We start from the raw sequence: 12,762 nt of genomic DNA on the forward strand, positions 1-12,762 counted from the left end.
ATGCGGGTTGTAGACACTTCTGCATCTGTCAACGTTGACACTTGCACGAAGCGTCTACACCCCAGTGTTTATGCGGCTTGTAGACGTGTTGACGCTTCGAGGGCGAAAAAGAGCAGAACGAAGGGTGCGCGTTGTGGATAACCTGGCGCCCCGGATTCTCGACCTGATGGCCCGGCTCTCGGGCCGGGAGGGGCCTGAGCCAGCCTCCCAGCCCCCGCTAAACCGAGCGGCCACGGAGACTGCCTACCACCAGCCGCTCCGGCGCTGGTTCGAGCTGACCGCCCAGGGGCCCGCTGCCGACCGTGAAGAGGCCGGTCAGGTCGACCAGGAGATCCTCCGGCTCATCGACGAGGTCGGCGAGCCCCGAGCCACGGCCCTCCGCCGTCAATGGGCGCGTGAGTGGTGGGAGGAGACGGGCGCCTGCCCATACTGCGGCGAGCGGGGGCCGTACCACGACCCAATCCGGCGGCATCTTGACACGCGCAGGCGGAGGCGTAGGATTGGCCGCGAGCCTGAATTCCCAAAGGGGCCGGCGATGACACGAGTCCATGATCGAGGGGGGTGGCCGGGCGCGGGGCCGATCGACCGATCCGAGCACGAGCTGGCGTGGTGGGAGAAGCGCACCGATGCCCTGATGCGGCTCCTGTGGACACCGGAGCGGCGGATCATCAAGGTTGACGAGATGCGCCGGGCGATCGAGAGCATCGAGCCGGCCAAGTACGAGAAGTGCACGTACTACGAGCGGTGGCTGATCGCCCTGGAGACGCTCTTGATCGAGAAGGGCATCCTGACGCGCGCGGAGATCGATCGCAAGGCGGAGGAGCTCGGAGCCCGTGGCGGCAAAGTTCAAGCCCGGTGACCGCGTGCGGGTCATGGCAAACCCCGCCGTCCGCGGCCACGTCAGAACCCCCGGCTACCTCCAGGGCAAGATCGGCTCCGTCGAAGGGATCCATGGCGCTTTCCGCAACCCGGAGTCGCTCGCCTACGGCGGCGACGGGCTCCCCAAACAGTTCCTCTATCTCGTCCGGTTCGATCAGGTTCGGCTCTGGGAGAAGTACGGGGGCTCGTCGCAGGACCGGCTCCTGGTCGACATCTACGAGCACTGGCTCGAGCCGGGGTGAACTGAGGAGGCACGATGGACGACGACCACGAGGGACACCCGCACCCAACCGTTCAGGACGCGCCGGAGCAGGCTCTCTTCGAGCGCCGGGTGGACGCGCTCCAGGCCCTGCTGATCGAGAAGGGACTGATCACCGCGGACGAGGTCCGACAGGCAGTCGAGGAGATGGACTCGCGGAGCCCGGCCCTCGGCACCAGGGTGGTCGCCCGGGCCTGGACCGACCCCGCGTTCAAGGCCCGCCTGCTGGCCGACGCCAAATCGGCCATCGCGGAGCTCGGCATCGACGTGGGGGCCATCGCCACGATCATCGCCGTCGAGAACACCGAAGCGGTCCACCACGTCGTCGTCTGCACCCTCTGCTCCTGCTACCCGCGCGGGCTCCTCGGCTACCCGCCCGACTGGTACAAGAGCCTGAACTACCGCTCGCGGGTGGTCGTCGATCCGCGGGGAGTCCTGAAGGAGTTCGGGCTGGAGCTGGACCCAGACGTCCAGGTACGGGTCCTGGACAGCACTGCGGATATGCGCTACCTGGTGATCCCGGCGCGGCCCGCAGGGACGGAACAGATGGGCGAGGACGAACTGGCGGGCCTGGTCACGCGCGACAGCATGATCGGGGTCGCGAAGACGCGCACGGCGCGGGCGCGCTGAAAGCTACCCTCGCTGTCTCAGATATTCCTTGAGGAACTCCTGCGTTTGCCGGTGGGCGAGGTAAATCGCTGCGTCGATCGCCTCATCCCTTTTCAGCATGCGCCCGAGGATCACCAACCCGACGATCGGCGCTGCGATGCCAACCACGACTAACCCGATGACGATAACGTGAGTCAGGTCCATCCGGCTTCTCCGCCCGGACTATCCCGCTGCGCGCGCCAACTCGTCAATGCCTAACTTCTGATACACTTCGACCCCTACCCCCAGAGGGGGCGGCGGCGCGGGCGGCGCTCGTCGAGGCGCCAGAGCCCGGCCTCGCGGGCGATCCGGACAGCCTCCAGGTACTCGTCGGGGAACAACCGGCGGTTCAGCTCGGGATACTTCTCTGACGACACCGCCCCCGCCGGATAGTACTGGCCCATCACGTTGACGTAGGTGTCCGGGGACAGCTCGCGGGCGAGCCAACTCATGATCTGCCGCGTCTCCTCGAGCAGCCCCGGCATGACGAGGTGGCGGACCAGGAGGCCGCGCCTGGCCATGCCGTCCTGGTCGAGCACGAGCGGCCCGACCTGGCGGTGCATCTCGCTGATCGCACGGCGCGCCGCCTCGGGATAGTCAGGCGCCTTCAGGAAGCGCTTCGCGACCGCACCGTCCCAGACCTTGAAGTCCGGCATGTAGATGTCCACGATGCCGTCCATCCAGCGGAGGCTCTCCAGGCTGTCGTAGGCGCTCGTGTTGTACACGATCGGGAGCCTGAGGCCTCCGCGGATAGCCAGCGGCAGCGCTTCCAGGATCTGCGGCACCACGTGTTCGGGCGTCACGAAGTTGATGTTGTGGCAGCCCCGGGCCTGGAGCTCGAGCATCATCCCGGCCAGACGCTCGGGCGTTACCGCCTCACCCTCACCCTTCTGGCTGATATCCCAGTTCTGGCAGTTGCCGACCGCTACCCCCTGCGCGATATACGAGTGATCCGCGTCAGCAACCTCAAGGTTGTACACGGGTCCTTCATAGGGGATGCGAGAGATCCGATGGATCGGCACGGAATACGCTTCCGGCGTCTCCTTATATCGGATCCGATCACCCTCCTTCACCAGATCGTTTCGGATAGACTCGGCCTCTTCCTGAAGTTCACCTCGCCTGACACGTGGCAGCAGCGCTCGAACATAGGCGGGGTGATAACCGAGTTGCTCGCCGATTTGCCGGGAAGTGAGTGCGCCTGCCGCCGCCATGGCAGCCACCTGATTCAGGGTCTTCATCGACACCCTTCGACGAACGGATCTGCGAAAGCTCGTCACCGAGGGCTGAAGCAGCGTCAGAACGTCCAGTTCAGCCGGGGAATCTGCTGCCCTGAGCTTGGGCACTACCATGAAATGGGCGTTCGTCAGAGCCTTTGCGGGAATCTTCTCGATTTCCAGTTGGGGCCCCGAGGCGACGAAGATCGAATGCTCAGGGGTGACCGTCAGGGGGGGCAGGCCGTAAGGCTTTACTACGACCAATTCCCCTCGATACGGATGGCAGAAGACCTTTGCTGCCCGCGCCAGTGTCCCTCTTCTTGTGTAGACTTGAACCCATTGCGGAAACCTCACCTTCCCCCCGTTCAGTGCCGCTTCCTGACCGCTGGAGAGAAAGATCGTTTCGATGCTTTGGGGTCCTCGATCCGTGAGAACAGCTTCTTCGGGGTGAAGACAAAAGACACAACGCAAATTACACCAGGAGAAGAAGATCGTGCCCGACCCGTTCCAGCCGCGGAGGCAGTCCTCCTCCCCGAAGTGCGGGAAGTGGGAGCCCACGAGCGCGAGGCGCCCGGACCGGCAGGTCGCGGTTTTGTCGTGGAGGCGGTCCACCTCACAGTCGCGCGGGCAAACCCGGCAGGAGGCCAGGCTCGCGATCGCCTCCGCCGCACGCCGCTCGATCGCGTCGACCCCGAGCTTGAGGTAGGCCGGCTCGAACGCTCGCGCCTGAACCGTGAAGGCCGTCTCGGCACCCATGACCATGCTCCCCCAATGATTCCCCGGGCGTCCGCCCTCGTCAACCCTCATTGCGCCGGGTCCGGGCCGGGTGTAGACTCGCGTGCATGCGCTGGCGCACGCCGTCCGGCGAGATGGGAGGCGAGATGAACGCGATGCTGCTGCTCCTCTTCGTCCTGGCGCTCGTGCCCGGCGTCGCCCAGGCCCAGCCCAAGGAGAAAGCGATGAGTCCCGTCATCGAGAGCGGCTCCACGGTCCAGCTCGAGTATACCCTGAAAGACGACGCCGGCACCGTGCTGGACTCCAACAAGGGGCGGGGCCCGCTCACCTTTGTTCAGGGGCAGCAGCAGATCGTCCCCGGGCTCGAGAAAGCCCTGAACGGCATGCAGGCCGGCGATGAGAAGCAGGTAACGGTCAAGCCCGAGGAGGGCTACGGTGCACTCGACCCGTCGGCCCAGGCCGAGGTGCCGAAGCAGATGCTCCCGGCCGATGCCCTCACCGTCGGGACGCAGCTCGTGGCGCGCAGCCGCACGGGCGAGACGATGCTGGTCCGGGTCAAAGAGGTCAAGGACGCTACCGTCATCATCGACCTGAACCATCCGCTCGCGGGCAAGACCCTCTACTTCGACGTCAAGGTGTTGGGAGTCGAGCCGGCGAAGAAGTAGCCATGGCCGCGCCGACCCGGACCGCCGACGCACACGCCGTCGGGCGACGTGTGCTCTGGGCGATGCTCGCGGCCAAGGTCTTCGGCGGCTGGGGCGTCGGCTGGGACATCCACTGGCACATCGTCATCGGCCGCGACTCGTTCTGGATCCCGCCGCACCTGATGACCTACTCCGCCGTGACTGCCGTGGTCGCCCTCTCCCTGGGAGCCCTGGCTCGGGAGACGCTCCGTGCGCGACGCGGTGATCCGGCACCCGGGAGCCGCCGCGTGCTGGGTCTCGTGGGAACGCGCGGGATGCATCTTGCATGGTGGGGGATCGCCATCACCGTACTGGCCGCGCCCGTTGACGACCTCTGGCACCGCCTCTTCGGGCTGGACGTCACGCTCTGGAGCCCGCCTCACCTCCTCGGGCTCCTCGGGGGGCAGGTGAACACCGCCGGCTGTCTCCTCCTGGCCGTAGAGACCTGTCCGTCGGGCAGCCGGGCCCGCCTCCTGGCCCTCCTCCTCGGTGGCGCGCTCTTCTTCGGGAGCTTCCACCTCTTGCTCGGAACGAGCGTGCTCTGGGCTTACGAGCGGGGCGGCCTGGCGTTCTTCTACTACCCGATGCTCGGGGCACTCTTCTTCCCCGTGGCGCTCCTGCCCGTCGCTCGCCTCTCCCTCAGGCGCTGGGCCCCCACGCTCGCTGTGATCGCGGCGGCGGCGATCTCGCTGGCAGGCGGCGGGATCGCACGCGCAGGCTTCGCGATCCTGAAGCCCGAGCCCGCGATCGAGGAGGCGATCGCCAAGGACCCGACCTCTCCCGTCGCCAAGGCCCATGCGATGGCCAGGGAGAACCGCGGGCCCGTCGTGACGTACACGGGACGGGCCCGGGCGATCACCTGGGCGCTTCTTCCCGCCGTCGCGCTCTGCCTCGCGGACGCCCGCCGCCGCACGCTCCTGCCGAGCCTGGCCTTCGCCGCGGTCTATCTCGGAACCGCGAGCTGGGGCCTCGCGCGAATCCCCGCGCTTCGGCCGGGCCTCCCCACGATCCCGGACGTCGCGATCGGCGTCGTCCTGGTGCTCGCCGTGGGAGCCCTCGCCGGCCTCGTCGGGGCGCGACTGGCGCACGCGTTGGGGAGCCCCGAGCCTCCGACGTCCGAGCCCCCGACCCCAGCAAGACGCGCCGGAAGATCCCTTGAGCCGGCGTGAGATATAATCGAGGCTGCCCACTCAGCGCATGCGGGGAGGAAGCCGCTCATGATTGACTTCAGCATCTCGCCCGAGATGGAGCAGATCCGCAACGTCGCGACCCAGTTCATGGAGAGGTACGTCTATCCCGCCGAGCGCGAGATGACGGAGGAGGGCCTGCCCAGGGAGACCCTCAAGCGCCTCCAGGCCAGGGTGAAGGAGCTGGGCCTCTGGGCCCCTCACATGCCCGAGGAGGTCGGGGGCATGGGGATCGGCGTCGTGGGGCTCGCGCTCATGAACGAGATCATCGGCCGGAGCCCGATCGGTCCGATCATCTTCGGCTGCCAGGCCCCGGACGCGGGGAACTGCGAGATCCTGCATCTCTACGGCACCGAGGAGCAGAAGACGAAGTACCTCCTGCCCAACGTCGCCGGCGAGATCCGCTCCTGCTTCTCCATGACCGAGCCCGAGGTTTCGGGCGCCGATCCGACCAGCCTCCAGACCACGGCGGTCCTGGAGGGCGACGCGTGGGTGATCAACGGCCACAAGTGGTTCACGAGCGGCGCCGTCGGGGCAGCCTTCGCGATCGTCATGGCCAAGACCGAGCCGACCGCGGCCCCCCGCAAGCGCTTCAGCATGATCATCGTCCCCATCGACACGCCCGGCCTCGACATCATCCGCCAGGTGCCGGTCATGGGGCACACCCGGCGCCAGGGCGGTCACTGCGAGATTCGCTACGAGAACTGCCGGGTCCCGGCCAAGAACCTCCTGGGCCCCCGCGGCGAGGGCTTCAAGATCGCCCAGGCCCGCCTCGGCCCCGGGCGAATCCAGCACTGCATGCGCTGGCTCGGCGTGGCCCAGCGGAGCTTCGAGCTGATGTGCCGGCACGTCCTGAACCGCGAGGCGTTCGGGAGCAAGCTGGCCGAGAAGCAGACGATCCAGAACTGGATCGCGGACTCGCGGGCTGAGATGACGGCGGCGCGGCTCCTGACGCTCTACGCCGCCTGGAAGATGGACCAGAAGCTCGACGCGCGCGTCGAGATCTCGCTGATCAAGTTCTTCGGCGCCAAGGTCCTCCACGACGTGATCGACCGGGCCATCCAGGCCCACGGCGCAGCGGGGATCTCGGGGGACACCCCGCTGGAGATGTTCTACCGCGAGGCCCGCGCCGCGCGGATCTACGACGGCCCCGACGAGGTCCACCGGATGGTCGTCGCGCGCCGGATCCTCAGGGAGTTCGAGTCGATCTAGGCGTGCGTCTCGCCGTGGAGATTTCTTCAAGCAAAGACACGGCTCCGATCCGCCCTGATGAGCGCTTCGACGTCGCCCCGCTGGACACGTACCTTCGCGGCCGGCTCCCCGACGCCAAGGGAGAACTCGAGCTCGAGCAGTTCCCGGGCGGGCACTCGAACCTGACCTACCTCCTCCGCTACGGCGACGCGGAATATGTCATGCGCCGGCCGCCGCTCGGGCCCGTGGCCCCGAAGGCCCACGACATGGGCCGCGAGTTCCGTGCGCTCTCCGGGCTCTGGCGCGTCTTCCCCCCCGCCCCTCGTCCCTACCTCCTGTGCGAGGATCCCTCGGTCATCGGCGCCCCCTTTTATGTGATGGAGCGGCGGCGAGGCATTGTCATCCGTCGGGAGTGGCCGCCCGAACTCGGCACCGAACCCGAAACCCGACGCAAGATCAGCGAGGCCCTCGTGGACGTCATGGCAGCTCTGCATGCCGTGGACTACCTCGCTGCCGGGCTGGAGACCCTGGGAAAGCCCGAGGGCTTCGTGGAGCGGCAGGTGAAGGGGTGGGCAGAGCGCTGGGAGCGGGCCAAAGACCGCGAGGTCCCGACCATCAACGACCTCGCCCGGTGGCTGGCAGAGCGGATCCCCTCGCCGACCGGCGCCACGCTGGTCCACGGCGATCTGAAGCTAGACAACACGATGCTGGACCGGGCAGATCCCGGGCACGTGGTGGCGGTCTTCGACTGGGAGATGTGCACGACCGGTGATCCGCTCGTAGACCTGGGCACGCTCCTCTGCTACTGGGCCGAGGCCGGCGACCCCTATCCGCGGCGCGAGTCGGTGGTTCAGCTCACGGCCCTGCCCGGGTTCTACACCCGGGAGCAGATCGTGAAGCGCTACGCGGAGAAGACTGGACGGGACCTCTCCAAGATCGCCTTCTACGAGATCTTCGCCCTCTACAAGACCGCGGTGGTGGTGCAGCAGATCTACATCCGCTGGAAGCGCGGCCAGACCCAGGACCTGCGCTTCGCCGGCTTCGGTCCCCGGGTCGAGGTGCTCGCCGACGCCGCCCTCGCCCTCGCCGACAAGTCCGGCCTCTAACCTGACTCCAGCGACTCCCTTTAAACCTCACTCCCCTGTCGAATCTTAGGTGAATCCGACGCCGGTCAAGCATGTCACGTATGAGGACCTCCGTCAGCTACTCCGAGAGGAGCTAGTAGCTGACGAGGATCCGGCCACGGCGGATTTGATCCCCGTCGTCTTTCGATGGCGACATTCAGCGAGGCAGGGCTTGAACGTACTGGTGAATCAACCGCAGGTATTCCGGGATGTCCTTCACGGCGGCCTGAAGCGCTTCGTGGATCTTCTGGGAGTCGATCTCGTCGTACTCATGGACGATTCGGTTTCGGAGCCCGGCGCAGGTGGCGATTCGTGAGGCGAACGCCGGAGCGAGGATTTTGAGCTTCGAGAGCTGGGTGAAGGAATCGTAGTAATCCCTTGGTGGCGGCAACCCGGTTTCCGTGATCACGTGGTAGTTGATGTCGATCATTCGCCCGATGATCCGTTCAAGATAGCGCTCGGCAAGAACTTCGTCAGTCGAGCTAGCGAGATAATCTTCCAGGCTCTTGTCGGCAATACTGGCGAGCTGGCTCAGGTCTCCTGTAATCAGCGCAAGCTTCCGGATCACCAGCTCGGAGTCAACCATCACAGGGTATCCGTCTCAAGGCTTCGGGCGACAAAGCGGCGCTCCATGTCGAGGTATCTTCTGTGGTCCTGGTATCGCTTGAAGGCGTAGATCCTCAAGCGCTGAAGTTGTCTTGGGTCTCCATGAAGGAGCCGGCAAGTCTCCATGATTTTTTTCAAGAAAAGCGGGTCGGCGTAGTTCACGATTGCGAGGTCCACCTCTCGGTCAGGAAAAAGCGCTTGGAGGTCATGGAGCAGCGCCGCGCGATCACTGAGAGAGACTCGAGGTCGGTCGAGCAGCACGGCCAGGTCCACATCGCTCCTGGCATGAGTCCTGCCCGTGACCGAGGAGCCGAACTGAAGGAGCAGGACGACTCCGTGGGTTTCCGCGATCCGTGCGATCCCGCTGTCGCTCATGGACTTATTATAAGAAACCTGCTCTATTTATGGAGGCCAACCAGGGAGATACTCAGACCAATCCTGGACTGCCGGCTGGGTAGCCAATTATTGATCTCCGCCTCCAGGGCAGTTTCAAGGGCGGCTCGGGCTTGTGCAAGGTCCACGGCTACACTGTCTGATTCTTTATCTTCGCCGGTTGGAAAATGCTGGGCGATCCGGACCTCTGGTGTTGAGGGGTCGTAAATCAGGGTGACTACTCGACTCTGGATGAGCCCGCGTTCATCTCGACGGCGGATGAGGTAGCGCGCACATACAGTTCCCGTCTTGAGATCGGCAACGTCACCGGCGAGAACTCCAGAGCGTGTTTCCTCCAGGAGAGCGTCCACAAGCGGATGGCCTATTCCGCCAAGCTCACATGCGCGATGACGGAGCGCAACGTCCCGGTCAAAACAGACCTTCTCGTACCTGGGGAGGAGACGATACTTCCGCTGCAAAGGCTCAGGACAAATGAAAGTCCAGAACTCTCCGGTGGGGATCGCGCCTCCGCCGAGTCTCAGGATCGCCATCCGGGCCCACTCCCCAAGCTCAGCCAACGAATAACGTCCTTTTAGCGTTCGATAATGCTCAAGGTTGAAGTGGCCCAGGTCTTGGGCCAGGCGATCCAGGGCTTCGCGGGCTCGGAGCGCCTCCTGTATCATCCGTTGCAGCTCGACGTCCGTCCGTCGGTAATCACGATCCACGAGGGCTCGCTTGTAAAGATCCTGATAATCTGGACGGCTTCCAAGGTAGCCTAGAATCTCGCTCCGAAAGTCTTCCAGCGGCCGGCCTTGCGCGTCGGTCTTGCCGATGGATCGCGCGATCTCAAAGAGCTTGTGCTCTAACAGCCCGTAGATTTGTTCTTCGACGGTATCCTGAGCCAGGAGGTTGTACACCTGAACTGTCTCCTCCTGGCCGTACCGGTGAATCCGGCCGATGCGTTGCTCAACCGCCATGGGGTTCCAAGGGAGGTCATAGTTGAAGACAATATGCCCGATTTGAAGATTGATGCCTTCTCCGCCGGCTGACGTGCTAATGAGGAAGCGCGCGCCATCGGGCGCCCAAAATGCCTCCATAGCGGCGATCTTATCCTCTAATGGACCACCCACGATCCGTGCCAGACGGTGCGAGCCGTAGATTTTGCCCAATTCCTCAGATAGGAATTCGAGCGTGTCGCGGTACTGTGTGAAGATGATAAACCGCTCATCCGGATTCTGGTGGGTGAGTTCACTGATGGCCCGGATCACGGTATCGAAGCGCCGATCAGGCCCCTGCGGGACCAGCCGAATCAGTTCCCGAACCTTCTCAATTTCCTGAGGGATATCAGCTTCGGCATAGACCCCTTCTTCAGCTTCTTCGTCACCGTCGAGCGACCACTCAGTGGTTTCGTAGTCTTCTTCCATCCGTTTCAGGAGACGACGGCGGACCCGCAGGACATAGGCCTCCGCATCGACATGATCCGCCGTGCGCTCCCCGAGGAGGGCGCTCGCCACCTGCAGCATCTCGTCCTGAATCTTGAGGATCGCCTCACTGGTGGCGGCGCCCGATCGCCGTTTCGCTTCCAGGCCTAGTTGCTTGCGAGCTAAGAGGACGAGCAGACGCCGCCGGAGCGCCTGGCGAATGGCGCGCGGGCTGGACGACATGATCTTCTGGAACGTGGCCATGACGAAGCCGATCGCCCGCTGCTGACGGGTTGTCCGTGACTGGTCGATCCCGGCAACGGTATAGCCCTCTCGCAGGTATTCGCTGAGCCGATCGTAGAATTCGCGCTCGCTCGGAGCCAGCGGAAACCGTTCCGTGTGGACGTGGCGGCGACGAAAGATCGGATGGCCTTGGGCATCCGTCACTTCGCGCTTGGTCCGCCGAATCATCACACGTGCCAGCATGCCTCGGTGATCACTCAACTCTTCGGGGCTCGTGAAGAGCTGATCGTTGAGCACTTGGATCAGGGACCAGAATTGATACGGATTGCCTTGATGGGGCGTGGCTGACAGGAACAGGAGATCGCGCGTGTGGCTTCGGAGGGCCTCCGCAAGCTTGTAGTTTTGTGTCGTGACCGTCTTCTTTCCGGTGCGCGTTCTCGACAAGTGATGGGCCTCGTCAAAGACGATCACGTCCCACCGCAGGGCCCCGAGGAGTCGCTGAATCCTGCGCGGCTGCTTCAGGGTGTCAATCGAAGCAATGACCCACGGGTGCATCTCCCACGAAGCCGTCCCGTAGTCGTAGAAATCGTGCCCAAGGATCGAAAAGTGGAGCCGGAAGCAGTCTCGCAGTTCATTCTGCCAATTCTTCACCAGGCCCGCTGGGGCCACGATCAGGACCCGGTCGGATTCCCCTCGCACATGTAACTCCCGCAGGAGCATGCCGGTCTCAATCGTTTTCCCCAGCCCGACCTCATCCGCAACCAGGAGGCGCCGCTCAGCCATCCCGACCAGGTCATGGACCACCAGGATCTGGTGAGGAAGGAGGTTCACCCTGCTGGCCGAGAGCTCCCCGCCGAAATTCGAGTGCGCGAGGTCGATGGCGATCTGCTTGACCTGGTACGTGACAGGGTCATCGAAAGCTCCCTCCGCCAGTCGCTGCCACGGGTCGCCCGTTTTCTCAAGGAGCTCGACCGGAAAGGTCTCCAACCGTCGGCCCGTGGGCGTCTCAAAGACCACGTCGGCCTGGTAGAACCCCGCTGTCTCGGCGATGCGCAGGACTTCGCCGATGCTAAGCTCCGGGTAAGAGGGCAAACGCACCTTGTCATTAGGCGCGATCGGCGCTTTGGCTCGGTCTGTCGCAGTCTGTTCGCTCATGTTAGATTGAACCCCACGAGGAAGAATTCCGTCCCGTTCGGCCCTTGCTGCCGGCTTGGGGCGCCAAAGATTCGCCGCAAGCTCAGATGCTTCTTCAGCCCGGCCTCGACCCAGAAGTCATCGGAGCGTTGCAGCCGCTGTCGGAAGATCACCTGGACGTTTGTCCCCATGAGGGAGTACAGCTCGTTTGCTCGGGCAGCCAGGATGTTATGTCATGCGTCAGGCCGTTCTTACATCCGAAGGGGCATACACCCTCAGACCTTTTATGGCCTTGAACCGCGCATCTGCCGTGACCAAGGCGTCTGCTTCCAGCCGGAGGGCGATGGCCGCAATGAGAGAATCGTTGGTCAGGAGCCCATATCGTTCTTGTATCTGGAGCGCCTTATCCATGAGATCAGCCTGGTGGCAGGGCTCGAACCCTAGCCCAAGCGTCACCAAGCCCCTGACCTTGTCTCGGTACAGCGTCAAGCTCTTGACGAGTTCAGGCTTTCCGGAAAGTTGTCGGCCCGGATTCCCTCCGCTAATCTGGCCGTGCAATATCGCCTCGGTGACCATTAGCCGGTGAATGAGCTCCTGCCAAACCGGTTGGGGCAATACTCCGGTCACGTCCTGCCTTTCGATCCGGCGTAGCAGACGTTGAGCCTGCTCTGATACACCCTGCTCCGCGTAGACCAGGATGTTGGTATCGAGGACACAGAGAGTTCCGCTCGGGATATCGTCGAGGGTCATAGCTCCCACATGTCTTCTTCGAGCACGTGACGAAGTTGCTCGGGTGTGAGTTTCATCGGTTGCTCGCAAAACAGGCGGTAAGCCGCTTCCCGTTCCTTGGGGGTTGCGCCTCCTTTCTTCAGATACTGGAGCAGGGCGTCCTGGATCAGGTCACTGAGGGACCGCCCTTCCTCCGCGGCCCGCCGCTTAGCCAACCGCATGATGTCTTCTTCAATGAGAGTGCCGATTTTTTGCTTCATGTCGTTCCCTCCTTCGGACCAAGCACCAACCACGGGGTTGACATTTCCATGAGACTGAGCCCGCCGTGTCGATACAC

The 12,762-nt window shown here is 64.1% G+C and carries 15 protein-coding genes; 7 read left to right on the plus strand and 8 right to left on the minus strand.

The genetic code is table 11. The features are described 5' to 3' along the window. Positions 1-535: 535 nt before the first annotated feature. The 3 genes from HY726_09715 to nthA are packed head-to-tail and all read left to right on the plus strand — an operon-like array spanning position 536 to position 1,768. The gene (locus tag HY726_09715; protein ID MBI4609276.1) at positions 536-859 is read left to right on the plus strand and encodes a nitrile hydratase subunit beta; all 324 of its coding nucleotides are present in this window, start codon (positions 536-538) and stop codon (positions 857-859) included. Continuing rightward, positions 807-1,121, plus strand: coding sequence for a nitrile hydratase subunit beta (locus HY726_09720; protein ID MBI4609277.1), 315 nt, complete (start codon positions 807-809; stop codon positions 1,119-1,121). The genes HY726_09715 and HY726_09720 overlap by 53 nt, the downstream gene beginning before the upstream one ends. 14 nt (positions 1,122-1,135) lie before the next feature. Then, positions 1,136-1,768, plus strand: coding sequence for a nitrile hydratase subunit alpha (gene nthA / locus HY726_09725; protein MBI4609278.1), 633 nt, complete (start codon positions 1,136-1,138; stop codon positions 1,766-1,768). Positions 1,769-1,771: 3 nt separating this feature from the next. Here nthA and HY726_09730 read toward each other — a convergent pair whose 3' ends face one another. Next, complete coding sequence (locus HY726_09730; protein ID MBI4609279.1) at positions 1,772-1,951, minus strand: hypothetical protein; 180 nt, start codon at positions 1,949-1,951, stop codon at positions 1,772-1,774. Positions 1,952-2,025: 74 nt separating this feature from the next. Next, the gene (locus HY726_09735; GenBank protein MBI4609280.1) at positions 2,026-3,756 is read right to left on the minus strand and encodes a hypothetical protein; all 1,731 of its coding nucleotides are present in this window, start codon (positions 3,754-3,756) and stop codon (positions 2,026-2,028) included. 125 nt (positions 3,757-3,881) lie between these two features. Here HY726_09735 and HY726_09740 point away from each other — a divergent pair, with 125 nt between their 5' ends. From HY726_09740 to HY726_09755, 4 genes are read left to right on the plus strand one after another with little or no spacing between them, the layout of a single operon-like run. Continuing rightward, positions 3,882-4,400 carry a peptidylprolyl isomerase gene (locus tag HY726_09740; protein ID MBI4609281.1) on the plus strand — a complete coding sequence of 173 codons (519 nt, stop codon included), beginning with the start codon at positions 3,882-3,884 and terminating at the stop codon, positions 4,398-4,400. Positions 4,401-4,402: 2 nt separating this feature from the next. Continuing rightward, positions 4,403-5,587 carry a hypothetical protein gene (locus HY726_09745; GenBank protein ID MBI4609282.1) on the plus strand — a complete coding sequence of 395 codons (1,185 nt, stop codon included), beginning with the start codon at positions 4,403-4,405 and terminating at the stop codon, positions 5,585-5,587. 48 nt (positions 5,588-5,635) lie between these two features. Continuing rightward, positions 5,636-6,817 (plus strand): acyl-CoA dehydrogenase family protein, encoded by a 1,182-nt coding sequence (locus HY726_09750; GenBank protein MBI4609283.1) that lies wholly within the window; start codon positions 5,636-5,638, stop codon positions 6,815-6,817. A 20-nt stretch (positions 6,818-6,837) separates the two neighbouring features. Then, complete coding sequence (locus HY726_09755; GenBank protein MBI4609284.1) at positions 6,838-7,902, plus strand: phosphotransferase family protein; 1,065 nt, start codon at positions 6,838-6,840, stop codon at positions 7,900-7,902. Positions 7,903-8,077: 175 nt separating this feature from the next. Here the strand turns inward: HY726_09755 and HY726_09760 are convergent, their stop codons facing one another. The 6 genes from HY726_09760 to HY726_09785 are packed head-to-tail and all read right to left on the minus strand — an operon-like array spanning position 8,078 to position 12,685. Beyond that, positions 8,078-8,506 (minus strand): DUF86 domain-containing protein, encoded by a 429-nt coding sequence (locus HY726_09760; GenBank protein MBI4609285.1) that lies wholly within the window; start codon positions 8,504-8,506, stop codon positions 8,078-8,080. Beyond that, positions 8,506-8,901 (minus strand): nucleotidyltransferase domain-containing protein, encoded by a 396-nt coding sequence (locus HY726_09765; protein ID MBI4609286.1) that lies wholly within the window; start codon positions 8,899-8,901, stop codon positions 8,506-8,508. The genes HY726_09760 and HY726_09765 overlap by 1 nt, the downstream gene beginning before the upstream one ends. 23 nt (positions 8,902-8,924) lie before the next feature. Next, complete coding sequence (locus HY726_09770; protein MBI4609287.1) at positions 8,925-11,717, minus strand: DEAD/DEAH box helicase family protein; 2,793 nt, start codon at positions 11,715-11,717, stop codon at positions 8,925-8,927. After that, entirely contained in the window at positions 11,714-11,887 is a 174-nt protein-coding gene (locus HY726_09775) for a hypothetical protein (protein MBI4609288.1), read from the minus strand. Before HY726_09775 ends, HY726_09770 begins: the two co-directional genes overlap by 4 nt. 49 nt (positions 11,888-11,936) lie before the next feature. Next, on the minus strand, positions 11,937-12,446 hold the full coding sequence (locus tag HY726_09780; GenBank protein MBI4609289.1) for a type II toxin-antitoxin system VapC family toxin: 510 nt from the start codon (positions 12,444-12,446) through the stop codon (positions 11,937-11,939). After that, positions 12,443-12,685, minus strand: coding sequence for a hypothetical protein (locus HY726_09785; GenBank protein ID MBI4609290.1), 243 nt, complete (start codon positions 12,683-12,685; stop codon positions 12,443-12,445). The genes HY726_09780 and HY726_09785 overlap by 4 nt, the downstream gene beginning before the upstream one ends. Positions 12,686-12,762 lie beyond the last annotated feature (77 nt).

The sequence above is a fragment of the Candidatus Rokuibacteriota bacterium genome (genome assembly GCA_016209385.1).
Classification (GTDB): Bacteria; Methylomirabilota; Methylomirabilia; order Rokubacteriales; family CSP1-6; genus JACQWB01.

Coding starts and splice junctions, on each gene's coding strand:
- HY726_09770 (MBI4609287.1), bottom strand. CDS start 11,717: ATGAGCGAACAGACTGCGACAGACCGAGCCAAAGCGCCGATCGCGCCT.
- HY726_09760 (MBI4609285.1), bottom strand. CDS start 8,506: ATGGTTGACTCCGAGCTGGTGATCCGGAAGCTTGCGCTGATTACAGGA.
- HY726_09715 (MBI4609276.1), top strand. CDS start 536: ATGACACGAGTCCATGATCGAGGGGGGTGGCCGGGCGCGGGGCCGATC.
- HY726_09775 (MBI4609288.1), bottom strand. CDS start 11,887: ATGGGGACAAACGTCCAGGTGATCTTCCGACAGCGGCTGCAACGCTCC.
- HY726_09765 (MBI4609286.1), bottom strand. CDS start 8,901: ATGAGCGACAGCGGGATCGCACGGATCGCGGAAACCCACGGAGTCGTC.
- HY726_09740 (MBI4609281.1), top strand. CDS start 3,882: ATGAACGCGATGCTGCTGCTCCTCTTCGTCCTGGCGCTCGTGCCCGGC.
- HY726_09785 (MBI4609290.1), bottom strand. CDS start 12,685: ATGAAGCAAAAAATCGGCACTCTCATTGAAGAAGACATCATGCGGTTG.
- HY726_09730 (MBI4609279.1), bottom strand. CDS start 1,951: ATGGACCTGACTCACGTTATCGTCATCGGGTTAGTCGTGGTTGGCATC.
- HY726_09735 (MBI4609280.1), bottom strand. CDS start 3,756: ATGGGTGCCGAGACGGCCTTCACGGTTCAGGCGCGAGCGTTCGAGCCG.
- HY726_09750 (MBI4609283.1), top strand. CDS start 5,636: ATGATTGACTTCAGCATCTCGCCCGAGATGGAGCAGATCCGCAACGTC.
- HY726_09745 (MBI4609282.1), top strand. CDS start 4,403: ATGGCCGCGCCGACCCGGACCGCCGACGCACACGCCGTCGGGCGACGT.
- nthA (MBI4609278.1), top strand. CDS start 1,136: ATGGACGACGACCACGAGGGACACCCGCACCCAACCGTTCAGGACGCG.
- HY726_09780 (MBI4609289.1), bottom strand. CDS start 12,446: ATGACCCTCGACGATATCCCGAGCGGAACTCTCTGTGTCCTCGATACC.